Source organism: Coleofasciculus sp. E2-BRE-01, from assembly GCF_040221695.1.
Classification (GTDB): Bacteria; Cyanobacteriota; Cyanobacteriia; order Cyanobacteriales; family Coleofasciculaceae; genus Coleofasciculus.
In genome coordinates this window covers 36,237-54,756 of the sequence record NZ_JAVKEA010000223.1, presented here as the reverse complement: position 1 = coordinate 54,756, position 18,520 = coordinate 36,237, and the positions used below count along the sequence as shown (strand labels likewise).

The 18,520-nt window shown below is 48.3% G+C and carries 17 protein-coding genes; 8 read left to right on the top strand and 9 right to left on the bottom strand.

Annotated elements, in window-relative coordinates; translation table 11 throughout:
- Positions 1-51 precede the first annotated feature (51 nt).
- Entirely contained in the window at positions 52-921 is an 870-nt protein-coding gene (locus RIG66_RS31070; RefSeq protein ID WP_446383571.1) for a hypothetical protein, read from the bottom strand.
- A gap of 13 nt (positions 922-934) precedes the next feature.
- Between RIG66_RS31070 and RIG66_RS31065 the strand changes: the two genes are divergently transcribed.
- Entirely contained in the window at positions 935-1,069 is a 135-nt protein-coding gene (locus RIG66_RS31065) for a hypothetical protein (RefSeq protein ID WP_446383569.1), read from the top strand.
- A 141-nt stretch (positions 1,070-1,210) separates the two neighbouring features.
- On the top strand, positions 1,211-1,552 hold the full coding sequence (gene ndhM / locus RIG66_RS31060; protein ID WP_446383567.1) for an NAD(P)H-quinone oxidoreductase subunit M: 342 nt from the start codon (positions 1,211-1,213) through the stop codon (positions 1,550-1,552).
- Positions 1,553-1,560: 8 nt separating this feature from the next.
- On the opposite strand, the gene RIG66_RS31055 is transcribed toward ndhM, so the two are convergent.
- The gene (locus RIG66_RS31055) at positions 1,561-1,833 is read right to left on the bottom strand and encodes a hypothetical protein (RefSeq protein ID WP_446383565.1); all 273 of its coding nucleotides are present in this window, start codon (positions 1,831-1,833) and stop codon (positions 1,561-1,563) included.
- A 57-nt stretch (positions 1,834-1,890) separates the two neighbouring features.
- Positions 1,891-2,151 carry a hypothetical protein gene (locus tag RIG66_RS31050; RefSeq protein ID WP_044210515.1) on the bottom strand — a complete coding sequence of 87 codons (261 nt, stop codon included), beginning with the start codon at positions 2,149-2,151 and terminating at the stop codon, positions 1,891-1,893.
- Positions 2,152-2,268: 117 nt separating this feature from the next.
- On the opposite strand from RIG66_RS31050, the gene RIG66_RS31045 reads away from it, so the two are divergent.
- The 4 genes from RIG66_RS31045 to RIG66_RS31030 all read left to right on the top strand — a co-directional run bounded on the left by RIG66_RS31045 (position 2,269) and on the right by RIG66_RS31030 (position 7,708).
- Positions 2,269-2,547: a DUF6737 family protein gene (locus RIG66_RS31045; protein WP_446383563.1), complete on the top strand. Its 279-nt coding sequence runs from the start codon at positions 2,269-2,271 to the stop codon at positions 2,545-2,547.
- A gap of 146 nt (positions 2,548-2,693) precedes the next feature.
- Entirely contained in the window at positions 2,694-5,078 is a 2,385-nt protein-coding gene (locus RIG66_RS31040) for a protein phosphatase 2C domain-containing protein (protein WP_446383561.1), read from the top strand.
- Between the two features lie 194 nt (positions 5,079-5,272).
- Positions 5,273-6,904: a CHAT domain-containing protein gene (locus tag RIG66_RS31035; RefSeq protein WP_446383559.1), complete on the top strand. Its 1,632-nt coding sequence runs from the start codon at positions 5,273-5,275 to the stop codon at positions 6,902-6,904.
- 195 nt (positions 6,905-7,099) lie between these two features.
- On the top strand, positions 7,100-7,708 hold the full coding sequence (locus tag RIG66_RS31030) for a hypothetical protein (protein WP_446383557.1): 609 nt from the start codon (positions 7,100-7,102) through the stop codon (positions 7,706-7,708).
- A 291-nt stretch (positions 7,709-7,999) separates the two neighbouring features.
- Here RIG66_RS31030 and RIG66_RS31025 read toward each other — a convergent pair whose 3' ends face one another.
- From RIG66_RS31025 to RIG66_RS31015, 3 genes are all read right to left on the bottom strand, one after another.
- Positions 8,000-8,905, bottom strand: a complete 906-nt coding sequence (locus RIG66_RS31025) for a phosphatidate cytidylyltransferase (RefSeq protein ID WP_446383555.1) — start codon at positions 8,903-8,905, stop codon at positions 8,000-8,002.
- A gap of 177 nt (positions 8,906-9,082) precedes the next feature.
- Positions 9,083-9,688 carry a precorrin-6Y C5,15-methyltransferase subunit CbiT gene (cbiT, locus tag RIG66_RS31020; RefSeq protein WP_446383553.1) on the bottom strand — a complete coding sequence of 202 codons (606 nt, stop codon included), beginning with the start codon at positions 9,686-9,688 and terminating at the stop codon, positions 9,083-9,085.
- A gap of 18 nt (positions 9,689-9,706) precedes the next feature.
- The gene (locus RIG66_RS31015) at positions 9,707-11,188 is read right to left on the bottom strand and encodes an aminotransferase class I/II-fold pyridoxal phosphate-dependent enzyme (protein WP_446383551.1); all 1,482 of its coding nucleotides are present in this window, start codon (positions 11,186-11,188) and stop codon (positions 9,707-9,709) included.
- A 151-nt stretch (positions 11,189-11,339) separates the two neighbouring features.
- Between RIG66_RS31015 and rpsD the strand changes: the two genes are divergently transcribed.
- Positions 11,340-11,948, top strand: coding sequence for a 30S ribosomal protein S4 (gene rpsD / locus RIG66_RS31010; protein WP_446383549.1), 609 nt, complete (start codon positions 11,340-11,342; stop codon positions 11,946-11,948).
- A 111-nt stretch (positions 11,949-12,059) separates the two neighbouring features.
- Here the strand turns inward: rpsD and moaA are convergent, their stop codons facing one another.
- Together moaA and RIG66_RS31000 are read right to left on the bottom strand one after the other, a co-directional pair.
- Positions 12,060-13,046 (bottom strand): GTP 3',8-cyclase MoaA, encoded by a 987-nt coding sequence (gene moaA, locus RIG66_RS31005; protein WP_446383547.1) that lies wholly within the window; start codon positions 13,044-13,046, stop codon positions 12,060-12,062.
- 192 nt (positions 13,047-13,238) lie between these two features.
- Entirely contained in the window at positions 13,239-13,727 is a 489-nt protein-coding gene (locus RIG66_RS31000; protein ID WP_446383545.1) for a DNA-binding protein, read from the bottom strand.
- 306 nt (positions 13,728-14,033) lie between these two features.
- Between RIG66_RS31000 and RIG66_RS30995 the strand changes: the two genes are divergently transcribed.
- Positions 14,034-15,887, top strand: coding sequence for a protein kinase domain-containing protein (locus RIG66_RS30995; RefSeq protein ID WP_446383543.1), 1,854 nt, complete (start codon positions 14,034-14,036; stop codon positions 15,885-15,887).
- Between the two features lie 266 nt (positions 15,888-16,153).
- Here RIG66_RS30995 and acs read toward each other — a convergent pair whose 3' ends face one another.
- Positions 16,154-18,124 (bottom strand): acetate--CoA ligase, encoded by a 1,971-nt coding sequence (gene acs, locus RIG66_RS30990; RefSeq protein WP_446383607.1) that lies wholly within the window; start codon positions 18,122-18,124, stop codon positions 16,154-16,156.
- Between the last annotated feature and the right edge of the window lie 396 nt (positions 18,125-18,520).

The window sequence follows — 18,520 nt, the reverse complement described above, 5'->3', positions numbered from 1 at the left end:
TCTTCATTCACACCAATAAACGAAGGACAAATGACAAATGACAAATGACCACTACTGAGACTGTCTCTGTTTTGCCTGCTGTTGAGCCAGTTGACTGTTTTGGCGATAAAGAATAACCCGATCTCTAGCGGTTTCATAACGGGGATGATCCGGGTTAACGCTACTCATCAGAGTTGAGGCTTTCTCCCACCTCGCCGCTATATCTAACCACTGAGCGGCTGTATTCGCCGTTTTTCCTTCGGCATCAGCTTCAATGGCGATCCGAACCGCTTCGGTAAAGGGATCTGAAGGTGTCGCGGTTGTTGAGGGGGCTGTTGTTGAAGGTGAGACAGGTGTAGGGGGAGGAGTTGGTTCTTGAGGAGTGGTGCTGGCGTTTAGCGTGGGAATTAAGCGATCGTAAACGAACCAACCGGCTAAGAGTAAGAGAACAAGAACGCTAATACCACTGACAAAATGGCGCTGGAAACGAGGGTTTTGCTTAACTTTGCGGGAGGATACCTGGGGAAGCTGAGTTTTCTTCTTTGGTTCAACTTTAGGAGATTTGAATGCCTTGATCCATTGCTGAAGCAGGTTAGGCTTACTCAGTATGATTTCTTGAGACCATAAAAGATGGTCTGGATTACGGCTGATTTCTTCTAACCATAGCAATTGTTGCTCCTGCACGATACGGCTGTTAAGGTTTACCCGACGAATGTTACGCGGCGCAATATCTTCCAGGATTTTTTGGATGTGGTTGACGAGAACAGAGCGCTCCAGAGGTTCGGCGACAGGTGCTTCACACAACAGGTGCAACACGCCATCAGCAAAAACTGCTCGGGTTCTGACGCGATCATCGGCTAACTGTTGATTCAGAATTTGAATTATCGCCGCCACACTGCCCTGGTGAGCTTGTTTGGCGATATCATCCATCGAATCGTGCATATTGGGTTAAGCTATGGATTATGTCGCTAAGACTGACTGTTATAATTTACCTTCCGCCGCTCTAGGACACAAGAAACAAGAATCCCATCAGCTTAAAGCCGTGGGTTCTCCGGACGCAGGGGACAAAGATTTGTCGGGGCGAGTTTGACTCCATAAGAAATATACACCGCCCTTGTTTTGTCTCACTTTACCCAATTGTGGATAAGTTGGTTTAGCCTTTGAGAGGCGGCAGTGTATTTACAAAGTTTTACAATTAAAGGAAAATATAGCCCAGACTAGGAGGGTTTCCATGCTGCTTAAATCGACAACTCGTCACATTCGCATCTACGCTGCCGAGGTGCTAAACAGTGAATTAGTTGAGAGTGACAACGTTTTAACACTAGACGTTGACCCCGATAATGAATTTAATTGGAGTGAAGATGCCCTGCAAAAAATCTATCGTAAGTTTGATGATTTCGTAGAAGCCTATAGCGGTGAAGATTTGACAGAGTATAATCTTCGCCGCATCGGCTCGGATTTAGAGCATTACATGCGATCGCTCCTGCAAAATGGTGAAATTAGCTACAACCTGGAGTGTCGGGTAATGAACTATAGCATGGGATTGCCCCAGGTTGTGTCTCAGGACTCCTAAGTCCAACTCTAACGCCAAGTGCGATTGCCTTGTTCATCGGTGCGTGCTTGGCGAATCACATCAGAAATTTCTTCAGCGTCCTCAACATGGTGTAAGGCTTTTTCTTGCCCATTTTCGTCTTTGACGTTGAAGTAGGTTGGGACTTCGATGTGATCACCGGTAATATCAGGAGCATCAACCGCGACTTTCTCAGATTTTTGTTCCAGGGTTTGCTCTTCTGGCGAGACTTTATCACCCGGATTGAGCGTATCATGGGTATCTGGGCGTTCTGGCTTATTCATAAAAAGCTCCTTGTAGTTTGCCTGTCTAGTTTGATCCTAGAAAATCTATGGGGTGATTTACCTCTTTCTAGAGTGAGAATTGTTCTGCAGGAATTGTTTGAGGGTTAAACGACGATTTTCCAAAAAACGACTCCAAAAACCTGGGATAAACTCATCCATCGTTTCGGCTAATGCCCACATTTCCAAGTTAATCATTTTGTACAATAGGTCATGGGAGTTCTCAATTTGCTCCATAAGCTGTTTCATTTCAACACTCGCAGGGGAGTTCAGCTCTTCAAAGGAGTGATCATCGGAGGTGTCATAATCGGGCTTAGGCATATCTGTTGGTACGGTTTAACAAACGATGGGCGTTTGGGGAGGCAATAAGTCCCACGCTATATCTAAGTCCAAAAAAAGTATTATAAATAAAGTTATTTTTTCCCCTAGAGGCAACTATTGTCTGTCAAAGATCCCTTGAATCCTTGGAATTATAAACCGTGGTGGTGTCAGCCTTGGTCGATTCTCCTGACCGGAACCGTAATCATCGCGGGGAGTTGGATGCTAGCCAAAACGCCCTGGATAACCCTGATAGTGGCTACTCCCATTTTGGTTTGGTGGTTTTACTTTTTATGGCTCTGGCCCCGTCTCTTGCGGCATAGTTACCTTGAGTTGACGAATCGCCAACCCGATCAAGAATCCGAGTCGGTTACCACCATTTATCCCTCCGATGAGTGAACGGCTTCTCAAATCAGACGCTAGAATTTGTAATCAGTAGGCTTATTTAAATGATCCCATAATGGAAATGGATATGCATTGCGATCGCGGCAGTGCGACTTCAACCGCCCAATTACCACTAGCTAGATGTAGCCCAGAGTGTTTCCATGGACAATCCTGCAGCAACCCTTCACTGCCCTAACTACCGCTGTCAGGCTGCCAATCCCCCTGTCAATAAGTTTTGTCAGAACTGTCGCACGCCCTTGAAGCGGCGTTATTTGTGGGCGCTAGGCTCAGGGATAGAAGCCTATCAGCCCGAATCGCTAATTGCCAACCGCTATGTGTTGGTCAAGGAACGGATTGTACTGGATACAAAACCAGCAACACCACCGGATACCCCTCAAGAGATTCCGGAGGAGTTGTTGCCCTATTTAAGACTCTCCCCCTATCGCTTACATATTCCCCAAGTCTATGGGCGACTGACAGGCGGTGAAAGACGCCAAGATTCAGAAATCTGGCTATTGGAAGATGCGCCGATTCTGGAAACCGATACGGCTGGGTCTCAAGGAGAACTCTTTCCTCCCCTGAGAACAGTTTGGCAAGAGGCGACAGCGATACGCCAACTCAACTGGTTGTGGCAAATCGCTAACCTGTGGCAACCCTTAAGCAGTGAAAGAGTAGCGACAAGTTTACTCAATCTCGATTGGCTGCGTCCAGAATCCTCTATCCTGCATCTACTGGAACTTCAGAGAGATGAACCCGCCGCACCAACACTCAAACAACTGGGTCAGTGCTGGTCTCAACTCCAACCTGACGCCTCCTCGGTCATAAAAAAGTTTTTCGGGCAACTGTGTGATCAATTGACCCAAGGAAAAATTCGCACCGCCGAACAACTGGTGGGACTGCTTGATCAGGGAATCAAAGACTGCGGACAAGGGCAATCGCGTCATTATCAGATTTTTACAGGTACGGATTCGGGTCCAGTTCGCCGCCACAATGAAGATGCTTGTTACCCACCCATTGGACAACTATGGAGTCGCTCAACCGATGAAAATGCCTTAGCGATCGTCTGTGATGGGATTGGCGGACATGAAGGGGGTGAAGTGGCTTCGGAATTAGCCATCAATGTTTTGCGAGAGCAAGTGGAACGCCTCCATTTTGATCGCGACCATTGGCACCCAACCCATCTGACTCTACAACTTGAACAAGCCGCCTGTGCCGCTAATGACGCCATCAGCCAGCAAAATGATAGCGAACATCGCTCTGAGCGACAGCGGATGGGTACAACCCTGGTCATGGCTCAAACCAGCGCCCATGAAATATACATCACCCATGTCGGGGACAGTCGCGTCTACTGGGTAACGCGCCAAGGGTGTCATCAAATTACCCAAGATGATGATCTAGCCTCCCGTGAAGTGCGATTGGGTTACACCTTTTATCGGTATGCTGTGCAACAGCCGACCTCTGGCTCATTAATCCAGGCTTTGGGCATGGCATCGTCTACCACATTACATCCAACCACCCAGCGATTTATCCTGGACGAAGATAGTGTGTTTCTCCTCTGTTCCGATGGTCTTAGTGACCATGACCGAGTGGAACAATACTGGCAAACTGAAATTCTGCCGATTCTGGATGGACAGCGTGATGTGCCAACCGCCGCTGACCATCTCATCGAAATAGCGAATCGGCAAAATGGTCATGATAATGTTACGTTGGCGCTGGTCTACTGTCAGGTAACGGCATCAGCGGAAACAGCGCCAACAGAACTTGCGCCGCCTCAGCCGGAATCGTTGCCTTTGCCGACAACGGAAACACCATCCGAAACCCCAGCGACGACCACCATTGTCCCTTCCCAAATGAAAACCCAACCCTTGACCCGACCCAAACGGCGTCCTTGGAGACTTATGGTGGCAATTGTGGTACTTTTGGTTGTGGGTGCAGGATTGGCTTACCTATTATTGCCTCGAGGTTGGCTTAAAGGATTTGTGAGCCAGAGTTCTAATTCTGATGCCCCAGTATCCGTGTCGGGGACGCCATCTCCAACCGCTAGTCCAACGCCAACGCCGGAAACGGTTTCGTCCTTGGAGAACTTGGCGCTGATGCGGGTGACTCGCTCAACGATTACGAATTCCCAAGGACAAGATGTTCCGTTGCTACTCCGGTTAAATCCTCCGGAGGAAAATCTCTCACCCATTCGATTAATTCCCAGAGGGAGTGTCTTGCAAGTGATTCGGCAATCGTCCGATTCTGGGGAAGAGGATTGGCTCAAATTGAGAGTGTGTTCGACGGGGACGGAAAACGCCGAGACGCAATCGATACAGACCGCTATTAAACAGTCTGCCGACTCTACCCCAGCCTCCCCTACCCTAGCGGACGCCAAACGGCGCAGCAATATTTATCCTCAGGTGCAGCCAGGAGAGAGGGGTTGGATAGAAGTTGTCAATATTCGCTCAAATGTTGACTTAAATGTTAAGGCAACATTGGCACAAAAGGGCGTATGTGCAACGACGCCTCAATCTGAAGCGTCAACGCCTTCCCCAAGTTCTCCTTAACTGAGTACGAGTAGAAACCTCTCTACATTCACGGACGTAGCCACGATGAGACCGGAATAGTACCATATTGTATAAGGTTCTCAACTTGGCTAATCCCCAAACGGTTCCGAGTTTCCGGCGCTGTCTTAGTTTGATTGTGATTTGGTCTGTCACTTATCACAAACTGATAATGTTGCTCTACATCTGGGCGTTGAATGTCTGATATCGAAACCCCTTGCCTCAGTTTAGCGATCGCACGTCTGTCTACGGCTGGGGCAGATAACTTTGCCGTGTGGGTCATTGAATCTCCTTATCCTGGGGGTTATGTTCATCATGACTCGATTTGGTCTCCTACTCTGACTCAGACTTGGTTGGCTTGGCAACAAATGTTTTCTACGGGTAATTTGCCCCCCTTATTACCCCTGCCTCATCCCTTGACGCCTACGCCTACACCAACACCAACCCTATCACCCCAAAGCGAAAATGCTACACCGCAGACGACTAGCTACGGGGGACGGCTGATGCAGCAGTTGGGCATAGACTTGTGGAATTGGCTGTTTGCGGGTTCCATTCAAACAACGTTGGCGGAAAGTCGGGGCATTGCCCGGGGACAAAATAAATCCCTGCGCGTGCGCTTGGAAATTCGACATCCTGACTTAATTCCCCTTCCCTGGGAAATTATGCAAGAAATGGCAGGCAAACCTGCTATTTCTCTATCTACTCAACTACTGTTTAGCCGCACAACGAGTAATGTTGACTCTCTCAAACCGCTGATCCGCCATGATCAAGCCCTGAATATCCTGCTCGTCTTTGGACAAGATGTCCACCGTTCCGGGGGTGATCACTCAGCGGCTCGCTTACAGCTTGAACAAGAGGCAGCGGTTCTAGAAAATGTTTTTCAATCTTGTCAAAAGTTCAACCCCACATCCGTTCCCTGTTTTGTGGAAAAGCTGCTACAGCCAACACCCGCTGACTTAATTGCCGCTTTAGACACAGGAGGTTACAATATCCTTTTCTATGCGGGTCATGGTGAACCTGCTCCAGATGGGGGTTTATTATTTCTAAGTCCAGATGCACCAATTAACGGTACGGAACTCGCTCAAGTCTTAGTTCGGAATCAGGTAACCTTGGCGGTATTCAATACCTGTTGGGGCGCTCAACCGGATCAGGTGGAAGGTCAAACCATCCCCCGGAGTAGTTTAGCGGAAGTGTTAATTCAACATGGTGTCCCCGCTGTTTTGGGTATGCGTGACTCGATCGCGGATCACGAAGCCTTGAGTTTTATCCAAAGTCTTGCCCAAGCCCTAGCGACGCGGATGCCGATTGACCAAGCTGTTGCTGTTGCCAGACAACAATTACTCACGCTTTATAAGTTCAACCAACCCGCTTGGACGTTACCTGTGCTGTATATGCATCCGGAGTTTCAAGGACAGTTAATTGCTTTCTTAGAAGAAGGGATTACTGAGCTTCCCCCTATGCCCAGCAACTGGAATGGCGAACAAACGCCCACCGCTTGCTTACGCTCCTTAAACTCGATGGGTAAAGTTTGGCGAATTCGCGGTGCACTGATGCGGGTGGGACGCGGGCAGGAGAATGATTTGGTTTTGGATGAGGAAATGTGGGTGAGCTATAAACATGCAGAAATTATCTGTCGCGATACCTTCACTCATCCCGGACAAATCCCGACTTACTTCCTGCGTGATTTTTCTCGCAACGGCACTCATATTTTACGAGCAGATGGGTGGCAGAAAATCCACCATCAGGAAGTGCCATTGGAGTCGGGTAGTCAGTTAAAATTTGGCAGTACTCAGAGTCAAACCCTGGAGTTTATTATTGAAAACCTTTAAGCCAAAAACTTAACAAATCTTAGACTCAGAGAGATTCGAGTCGAGAGGCACACGGCTCAATTCAACGGTTCTAGAAGTTCTGCCAATTATTTGGCACTAACCTTTATTTTCGGAACGATTACGGAACCTTCGAGAGTGCTGATGTAGCTATTCCTATCAATTTTCATCACCACCAACGATCACATAAGGGGTATTATGACCAGTCAACATAAACCATACCAAAATTATCAGGATGCTTTGAGTCAAGCCCAAGGAGAACTCCTAGAGGCACTCTGGCAAACTGAGGACGATTGTTATCCCTGGAATCCCGCTGAACCTGAAGCCCAAGACTATTTGGCAGATCTGGAAGCGGGATTTTCTCTAGATGCTTGTCAAACCGAGGCAGAAATTACATCGGGATCACAAACCCTATTCAATCGCTTGCACCAGTGCTGGACATCGCTAACGCCCTCAGATTCTTCCGGTTCCGCCTCGCTAAAGCGGTCATTGGCTGAACGATTTTCTGGGGTGCCGTCGTCTTGGTTGGACGCGATCGCCAATCAAGCTCAACAAGCATTATCCATGGATATATCACTTGCCGATCAGCTAGTTTTATGCGTTAGACCCTTATTACCCAACTGGACGGAAGATGATTTATTCGTTTTTGCACGTCCGTGGGCTTACGCCATGCGAGGTAATCAAGACTTTGGCGCTATTGGCTCAGTGGAATGGCCTGAATTATCACCCATTGAGCAGGTGCGCTTAAGTTTGGCTATTGCCCATTATACTCTCACCCAACTTGAGGAAGCTTCTGAGGACAATTAATTGCCGAATTAATTCATTTTATGGTATCAGGGCGGGTAAGAGTTGTAGAGACGTTGCATGCAACGTCTCTACCATAAGATGCGTCCTAAGCGCTATGGCGATTACTATACTTAGGTCAGATGATAACTTATCAACAAAACCCGCCCAAGAGTCCAATTACTGGGAGGAAGCTATTCCCTGTTACACACCGAGCGTGTTACCGAGAGAAGTCGAGGTAAGCCGAGGTGTTCCCTGTTGCCTATTCCCTGTTCCCTGTTGCCTACCCTCACCACAACACTTATTCAGCAACCCCTAACTAAAAGGTGGTAAAAGAGGCAGCAAAAGTGTAATGAAATAGTAAACTAATGGAGCAGTAAAAACGTAGCTGTCTGTGCGGTCTAAAATACCGCCATGACCGGGAATTAATTGTCCTGAATCCTTGACCCCAGCATCTCGTTTCATCATTGATTCGGTTAAGTCTCCCAAAAGGCTAGCCACTCCAATTAAGGTACCAAACGCGAATCCACTGAGTTGCCAGTTTGACCATTGCAGATACCAAGCCCCAAGCATAGCAACTGCCCCACTGCCACAAATTCCAAAAATTGCCCCTTCTACTGTCTTTTTAGGACTAATATTCGATAAGGGAGTGCGACCAAAAAACTTGCCAAAACTATACGCACCAATATCGGCTGCCCAAATACAGGCAAACGCGAGTAGAGTTACGGTTAAGCCTTGGGATAGAACCGTGAGATTAGTCCAAGGGTGAAGCCAAGAGTCATTGAACGAGAAACTCTGGATGCTCGCTGTAGCATTCAAGGGTAATGAAACCCCTCCATCTAAACCAACGCGCAATCGTATCCAGTAGCTAGGCAGATAACCGCCATAGAGTAATCCCAAAATCGAAGCGGCAATATCCGCAATCGTCGCCATCTTGGGTTGAAAGAGCAGGTAAAAACAAATCAGGGTTCCAGCAATGGGAAAGGCGGCATCCGTCAGATTAGAGTTAAGGGCGGCTGTCACCAATAACAGTTGACTCACAACTAACGTGGTTTTAGCCGCAGGCGCAATTCCTTTTGCCTGAACCAGTTGAAAATATTCTAGTTGACCCAAATAGACGATGACACAGAGACCGAGGGTAAAATACCATCCTCCAGCCACAATCATCCCCATCGCTAGGGTAATCGCTACAATTCCACTAAAAATCCGAGACCAGGGCATAGAACTTTATTTGACACAAGACAGTCGAAATTAACTGTCTGAATAAAACTATTACATTAAGATTAACAATCGGGCAGCATTCGCCGTTAGTCAATTTGAGGGCGGGTAGTAGGGGTTTGGTTCCCAAACCCCCACTAACTGGTAGGGAATCACCGTCCTTGTAGGGCGGTGAGGATGTCAAGAATCCAGCTTCTCCCCACTGAGGATAAACATAGGATTAACAGCCGCAAAGATTTGATGAGTCCCTCGGGTTTCCAAGCGATTGATTGAGGATTGCACAACCTCGATATTACGGGCTTGTAACTCAGCCAATCCTTCGGATAGGGTATAAAGACTCTCTAAATTACTAGCTGTGGCAACAATCCGACCTTGGGGTTCTAAGTAATGCCAGACTGCCTTAAGAATGTCTTTAATCGGGCGTCCTCCCTCAATACAAGCTCTATGGGGTTTTCCTGGTAGATCTTGGAGACATTCAGGTGCAGATCCTTCGATAACGTCAACATTCTCAATGCCGAAGCGATCGCAGTTGCGTCGAATCAGGTTTGCCACCTCTTCATCCCGTTCTACCGCCACAATTTTACCGTGAGGAGAAAGTAATCCGGTTTCTACGGCAATCGTACCTGTCCCTGCACCGATATCCCAGAGCAAGGAATGGGATTCTAGGCGCAATGCGGAAATAATCAGTAACCGTACTTCTCGCTTACTCAGCGGAATACCAGGCAAGCGCTCGAATAAATCATCGGGAATACCAGGAGTGGTATAGTGCCACAGGGAAGAAGACATTTTGTTCGTCCTTGGTCATTAGTCCTTACTTTTGACAACGTTTACACGTTCTAGGCGAGGATCGCTACACCCAGTAATATAGCCGCCCAAGTGCTGAACCTGTCGCAGATAGTCCACCGTAGTTGACGCGATCGCACATCCTGGAATTAAAACCGGAATCCCCGGAGGATAGGGACAAATCCATTCAGCACTAATGTGACCAACGCTTTGGTCTAGAGTTAACCGTTCTTTCGGGGCAAAAAAGGCATCGCGAGGAGGCATTGACGGTTCCAGGATGAATCCTGATGTCATTCCCAGTTGGGATAAATTTTGCCTAAAGGAAGTATCAGGACGAGAATAGCGCTGTTGTAAGTCGGTAAAGGCTTGGACTAATAGCTGAATATCTGCCGCCGTGTTCCCTAAACTCAGAATAAACGTCAGATGTTGAAATGTCGGTAACTCGGCAATTACACCCAACTGATCACAAAAAATTTCATCAGCTTCAAACCCACTCAACCCTAACTCCATAACTCTCACCGTCAACCGGGTCGGATCTAGGGTAAAACAGCCTGGAGTATTTGTGGCATCTAACACCGATAATCCTGGAATTTGCTGAATTTGTTCCCTCGCCGCCTCAGCCAGTCTTAGAGTGCGGCTAATCAACCTTTCCCCATCCAACATCATTTGTTGTCGTGCGGCGTCTAGAGAGGCTAAGAGGAGGGCGCTGGGACTGGTAGACTGGACAAGCTGTAACGCTTGACTCAATCGTTCTGGATCAAGGCGATGACCTTTAATGTGCAGCATTGAGGCTTGGGTCATCGCCGTCAAAACCTTATGGGTGGACTGTATGGTTAAATCAGCCCCGGCTGACATTGCACTTGGCGGCAAATCTGGGTGAAATGTAAGGTGCGCCCCGTGTGCCTCATCAACCAGCAAAGGAATATTGTAATCATGTACCCGTTGGGCGATCGCGTGGATATCGCCGCACACGCCATGATAGGTCGGATACAGTAGCATCACCGCCTTAGCATCCGGATGTTCCTTGAGCGCTTGGCTAACGGCATCTGGGGTAATACTGTGTGCCAAATCACCCGATGGGTCATAGTCTGGGGTAATAAAAATCGGACTCGCACCGGAAAGAACCAAACCTGCGATCGCGGATTGATGACTATTCCGAGGCAAAATCAGCTTATCTCCTGTACCGCAAGTGGCTAAAATTGCCGCGATTACGCCACAGGTTGAGCCATTCACCAGAAACCACGTTTTATCGGCACCAAACGCCTCCGCTGCTAACGCTTGCGCCTCTTTAATCCCTCCTGAAGGGGCAAATAAGTTATCAAAATCTGGTAATTCGGGAAGATCATGCTCAAAGACTGATTTTCCCCATAGATTTGCCAGTCTGTCAGATATACCCTTTCCCCGCTTGTGACCTGGGGCGTAGAACGGTGCGTGGGGGACTCCAGCACAGGCTTGTAAAGCATCGAGTATGGGGATAGTCCTTTGTCCTTCGTCATTGGTCATTGGTCATTGGTCATTGGTTATTCGTCATTCGTCATTCGTCATTCGTCATTCGTCATTCGTCATTCGTCATTTGTCATTTGTCATTTGTCATTCGTCAGTTGTACTATAAAGTATTTGGGTAAAAAATTAGTTAGGTACACAAGGAAGTTCTATGTCGCGATATCGAGGTCCGCGCCTGCGGGTTGTCCGTCGTCTAGGCGATCTGCCCGGTTTGACTCGCAAATCCCCCCGTCGTTCATATCCACCCGGTCAACATGGTCAAGCTCGCCGGAAGCGGTCAGAATATGCGATTCGACTGGAAGAAAAACAGAAACTCCGCTACAACTATGGAGTTACCGAAAAGCAATTGCTTCGCTATGTTCGCAAAGCTCGTCGAGCAACGGGTTCCACGGGTCAAGCTTTGCTAGAACTGCTAGAAATGCGACTGGATAACACCGTATTTCGGTTAGGCATGGCAGGTACTATCCCGGGTGCGCGTCAACTTGTGAATCATGGTCATGTGATGGTCAATGGTAGGGAAGTGAATATCGCTAGCTATCAATGCCGTCCCGGTGATGTGATCATGGTTAAAGATAATGAGCGCTCTCGGCGTTTGGTGGAACAAAATCTGGAATACCCCGGACTGGCAAATCTACCGAGCCATTTAGAGTTTGACAAGAAAACATTCACGGGTAAGGTCAATGGCATGATTGAGCGTGAGTGGGTTGCCCTGCAAATTAACGAACTGCTGGTAGTTGAGTTCTATTCACGGAAAGCGTAGATTGGTCATTGGTCATTGGTTAATGGTTCATTAGTCCATCGGTAAAACAAGTTTTGTCATATTGAGTCCTGAAAAACGAATGACAAAGGACGAATGACAAAAGACCAATGACTATCCACCAATTTGGGACATGGTGCGAGTGTAGTAACCATCAGTACCAGATTCTCGCTGTTTAAAGTTGATGTCTGGTTTAATCGCGAGTAACTGCTGCACTCGCGCTCTCAATTGGGCGAGATCAACACCGCTACGGAGAGCGCTTTTTAAGTCAATCTGACCTGTTTCATTGAGTAAACAGGGACGTAACCAGCCATCGGCAGAGAGGCGCATCCGGTTACAGCGATCGCAAAAACATTCGGACATTTGACTGATAAAGCCGAGAGTCCCCAAGGCATTAGGAATTTGGAAGACATCAGCCGGTCCATTTCCGCGTACATTTGATTCAACTAAACCCCAGCGATCACGGATTTGTTGGCGGAGTTCCTCTGAGGGAATCCAAGCGCGATCGCTAAATAATTCAGGATTGCCAATGGGCATAAACTCAATAAAGCGAATGTGCCACTGGCGGTCAAGGGTAAGGGCGGCTAAATCCAGAACTTCTGCATCATTCACTCCTGGAATCACGACGATATTCAATTTCAGGGGATCAAACCCCACCCGATGTGCGGCTTGAATTCCGTTCCAGGTTTGTTGCCAGCGCGATCGCCCCCGATTCCCGATAATGGTGTCAAAAGTGTCAGGATTGAGGGAATCTAAGCTAATATTAATCCGCCGTAATCCCGCATCATACAAGTCTTGTGCCATGCCTGCGAGTAAAAAGGCATTCGTCGTCATGGCTAAATCTTCGGTTTGATCCAGGGCGGCAATTTCTCTCACCAAGTCCACTACCCCTGGACGCAGTAGCGGTTCCCCACCTGTCAGGCGAAACTTTTTAAACCCGACTGGGATAAAAACTTCTTTTAATAGCGTCAGCAGTTCCTCATGGGTGAGGAGTTCCTGTTGCAGGATATAGTCAAGTTCTGACCCTTCCGGCATACAGTAGTGACAGCGGAAGTTGCAACGGTCAATTAGGCTAATCCGGAGATAATCGACTGTGTTCATATTAATTTGCGGCTATCCCCCATCTCTAGGCGGCTACTGTTTCATGATAAGAATCTTTTAGGGTAGGGGCACGATATTATCCACCCGTGTCAACTTAAGGTGAGAAAGCCAGACTTGATATCATCCCATTGACTCGATCTGCTATCTTGAACGGGACTTGGTATATTTGACTATACTTTTACGAACTATAAATCAGCCCGAACCGTCTTTTTGCCAAGAAATCACCCTGACGTCGAAAAGGGTTTCGATCCAAACCTTAGCACCACATCTGGGACTATCGGGACGATAAACCACACGGCATCCTCCCGGTATTTCTACCTCATGACCATAGACATTTGTCTTGCCGCTTGGGTTTCCCTGCTCCTTTGCCCCCATTCCCGGTGTTCTGTCGCACCACTTCTTCACCGTAATCACCGGCTGGCGTGAGTCGTTTTTTTGATTGGAGCGAATTCTTTGTGAGTTAACGTGAATAATCGTTTTCGCTGGCTTTCGGGGATTTCGCCAACGAGGTTGCGGACCTCTTTGACCGGGCTTAATGATCGGTTTGCCGTTAAATAGAGGCATTAACCACATCTTCCCAGTCTTGTAAGCACCTTCGACTCGACCTGCAAGCAACAGGACTCTCAGTCGAGCCGTAGAGATATTTAAAAGTTGAGCCGCTTGAGTTGTACCAACGATCATGTTAACTATAATGATACCGTAATAGTTATTTAATCCTAAAAGCATTTCTATTCCACAAATTTTAGCTGAGTCAGTCCACTACTCGGCTGGCAAGCTTAAAGTTGTGGGTAAAATTTTTCTGGATAGCTACTTTCATAAAGGTTTGATAGAATACTTGACCACCGTTTTAACCTTGCCGATGTACTACTGTTGCTGCCTTCTGCCTCCTGCGTCCTGCCTTCGTATGAAAATTGGCACAATCCTGGCATACATATCCCGTCAGTGTATGTAAGTATTATCAAGTGAACGTTGAGGCGCATCACTCCTATGTTAGGCAAGTTACTAGATGGTCGTTACCAAGTCAACCAAGTCCTCGGTGCAGGAGGATTTGGTCGCACCTACCTGGCACAAGATACCCGGCGTCCCGGTAACCCGATTTGTGTGGTCAAACACCTTCAGCCAGCAAATCGTGATCCCAATTTCTTAGAAACCGCCCGACGCCTATTCAACAGCGAAGCGGAAACCTTAGAGGTACTGGGCAATCACGACCAGATCCCACGTCTGCTTGCCTACTTTGAAGAAGACCAAGAATTTTATCTGGTTCAGGAGTATATTGAAGGGCATCCCCTTAGCCAAGAGTTGATACCGGGACAACCCTGGGATCAGACGCGAGTTGTTGCCCTGCTACAAGAACTTTTAGAGGTTTTAGACTTTGTTCACCACCACGGTGTCATTCACCGGGATATTAAGCCGGATAACTTGATTCGACGTAATTTAGATAAAAAGTTAGTCTTACTAGACTTTGGGGCGGTGAAGCAAATCCGGACTCAACTGGCGAGTCCTCAGGGGCAAATGAGCAATACCGTTGCTGTAGGAACTCCGGGTTATATGTCCAGTGAACAGGCTTTGGGTCAACCGCGTCCCACCAGCGATATTTACGCTTTAGGCATTATTGCTATCCAAGCAATCACAGGTCGTATGCCTGCTGAATTACAGGAAGATTTAAACACAGGTGAACTGATCTGGCAACATCTTGCCCCTGTGAGTCCAGGGCTAAAACATATTTTGACCCGGATGGTACGCTATCATTTCAAAGACCGCTACCAGTCAACCACAGAAGCGTTACAAGCCGTGCGATCGCTCACAGCCGCCGCTTCTACTCACGGTCAATCGGTTCCGCCGTCTCAACCCACACCACAATCGACTCCCCTCTCCCAACAGGGCACCCTGGCAGTTTCCCCAGCCGCACCCCCTCGAAGACCTACTCCTCCGACTCCTCCGACTCCTCCTCCGCCCCCGGAACCCGAACCTGCATCTGAACCGAATCGCGCACCATTAATCATTGGTGTGGGTTTAGCCGTGGCTATGGCAGCCGCAGGGATGGCGTATGGCATTCGTCAGGGAATGTCCGGTGGCATGGCACGAGGGACTTGTACGGTAACGGCTCAAGGCTTAAACGTGCGATCAAACCCAAACGCCGATAAAGTGGGCATCGTTGAGAGAGGCACCAAGTTAACCTTAACGGGAAGCAAGCAAGGGAATTGGGTAGAAATTCGTTCACCCCAGCAAGGGTGGGTTTTTGACCAGTATCTTGATTGTGCTGTTGATACCATTGCTGAACAACCTGCCAGTCCTACCCCAGTAGAAACCCAACCCAGTCCCACCCCAGTTGAGTCAAAACCCAGTCCCAGCCCAGAACCAACCCCAACCCCGAAAAAATCCCCTGATCAGCCCCAAGATAATGGGGCAGAGGTCTTGACAGAAGCGACAGAAGAGTATCAACAGGGTAACTTAGATAAAGCGATCGCGGCGGCTCAATCGGTTCTCCCCAGTAGTCCAGCCTTTGAGGATGCTCAAAAGAAAATCGAGACCTGGCAAAAGGAATGGTCAGAAGCAAAAACCAAATTCGATAAGATTCAGCAAGCCTACAATGAAGGTCGCTATGTTGATGTGATCATTTATGCCGCAGACAGCGATTTTCCGGAACAGCGCTATTGGCGAGAAAAGTTGAATGACTTAGTTCGCAAAGCCACCCAACGTAAAAATCAAGGGGATACGAATCAGGAAACCCCGCCGTCATCTGAGCAGTCAAATCCCCAAAACCCTAAACCTGAAACAAAAGAACCCACTGGAGACAATTCAGTACCAGTTTGTGAACCGGAAACCGAAGAAGCCTGTTGATTTCCGCGATTTTCAGGTGCAAGAATGAAGTTGTAGTGGCGTGGCACACCTTATTTGATGAATTAGGCGCGACCTGAAACCTTAGGGGCGCATGGCGTGCGCCCGATTCAATGATAAAATCTTTCCCTGCTATGTTTGAGCGCAACTCGGTATGAGCCTGTCGAAATTTGGTGTTGACCCTTCGGCTTACCTCGACTTCGCTCGGTACAAGTCGCTCCCTTCGGCTTCGCTCAGGGTCAACCTCTGATTCTCAATCCAGCAACGTTTTAAGCGCCGCCTCTTAATTTATCCAATACGCTGCGATCTTCCAATGTAGACGTATCTCCAGCCACATCTTGACCGGCTGCTAAATTCCGCAACAAACGCCGCATAATTTTACCCGATCGCGTTTTGGGCATTCCCTCTGTAAAGCGAATCTCACCGGGACGGGCGATGGCACCAATTTCGTTAACCACATGTACCTTGAGTTCGTTTGCCAATTCCTCCGTTGGACTGTAGTCATTCTCCAACATGACAAAGGCAAAAACATTTTCCCCTTTCACCTCATCCGGTTGTCCAACCACAGCCGCTTCTGCTACGGCGGGATGGGAGACTAACGCCGATTCAATTTCCATAGTGCCGAGGCGATGTCCAGAGGTATTAATCACATCATCCACGCGCCCCATCACCCAGAAATAGCCATCTTCATCTCGACGCGCACCATCCCCAGCAAAGTAGAGATACTGCCCATCTTTGGGTGCAATATGTTCCCAATAGGTGCGGCGGAAGCGATCCGGATCACCATAAACCGTTCGCATCATTCCGGGCCACGGGTGCTTAATCACCAGATATCCTCCCTGATTTGCCGGAACGGGATTGCCTTCTAAATCGACAATATCTGCCAGAATCCCCGGAAACGGTAATGTAGCTGAACCGGGTTTGGTGGGAACGGCACCGGGTAAGGGCGTAATCATAAATCCCCCGGTTTCGGTTTGCCACCAGGTATCCACAATCGGACACCGTTGTCCGCCAATAATTCGGTGATACCACATCCAGGCTTCGGGATTAATTGGTTCACCGACGGTTCCCAATATTCGTAACGAGGATAAATCGCGGGCTTTGGGATGGTGTTCGCCCATCTTAATTAATGCCCGAATTGCCGTGGGTGCGGTATAGAAAATAGTGACGCCATATTTTTCCACCATATCCCATAAACAGCCTGGATTCGAGGGACGAGGTGCGCCTTCATACATGATGGTAGTGGCACCATTAGACAGCGGACCATAAACAATATAGCTGTGACCCGTAATCCAACCCACATCAGCGGTACACCAGTAAACATCAGTATCTTTAAGATCAAACGTCCATTTCAGAGTGATATGGGTGTAAAGGTTATAGCCAGCGGTAGTATGAACAACACCTTTGGGTTTCCCGGTTGTGCCAGAGGTGTAGAGAATGAACAGCATATCCTCACTATCCATGGGTTCAGCGGGACAATTCCCCGACACCCCGGCTTGTAAATCATGCCACCAATGATCGCGCCCCGGTTCCATCTGGATTTTCTGCTGGGTACGCTGAACCACGAGGACGTTTTCTACCGTGGGTGCGCCGTTATTGGCAAGGGCTTGATCGACTTCGGGTTTCAGGGGAACAATCTTATCTTTACGCCAGCCGCCATCGGCGGTGACGACTACTTTCGCTTGGGCGTCTACTAATCGGTCTTTTAAGGCTTCGGAACTAAACCCGCCAAATACCACGGTATGCGGCGCACCAATCCTGGCGCAAGCTAGCATCGCGATCGCGGCTTCTGGAATCATGGGCATATAAATCCCCACGCGATCGCCTTTTTTCACGCCTAATTGCTTGAGGACATTGGCAAACTGGCAGACTTCCCGGTGCAGTTGGGCATAGGTGAGGGTGCGGGAATCCCCTGGTTCCCCTTCCCAAATCAAGGCAGCTTTATTCCGTCGCCAGGTGGTTAGGTGTCGGTCTAGGCAATTGTAGGCAATATTCGTCTTGCCGCCGACAAACCATTTGGCAAAGGGAGGTTGCCAATCGAGGACTGTATCCCATTTCTGGAACCAGTGCAACTCTTGTTCGGCTAACTCAGCCCAAAATTTTAACGGGTCAGCTTTTGCCTTGTCATAGAGGCGCTGATACTCCTCCAGACTCTGAATGTGGGCAGTCTGGGAAAATTCAGCCGGAGGTTGGAATAGGCGTTTTTCTTGCAGAACTGATTCAATCGTTGATTCAGGCATCGTTTGTAGTTGTAATCTGTTGCTGTACTCAACCCATTTTGAAGGCAGATTCGCCTGAATGAGCAATTTTGACATTTTGTAAAGCTTACCGACTCCTCGATAGGGGCAGCATCATTCGTCATTCGTCATTCGTCATTCGTCATTCGTCATTTGTAAGGGTTTGAGGTCTATTTACATAACTTAATATAGTTGAGCATGAATAAGGGCGGGTTTGGTTTAACCGTTATCGGTGATTCAGCTAGTGTTAGTTCCTAAACCCGCCCCGACAAAATACCCACTGTTTTGACCCATGAGGGCGGGTTTTGTTTAGCCGTTATCGGTGATTCAGCTAACGTTAGTTCCTAAACCCGCCCCGACAATTGATGCTTTGGCTAGGTTTAGGGTAGGCTTTTTCTT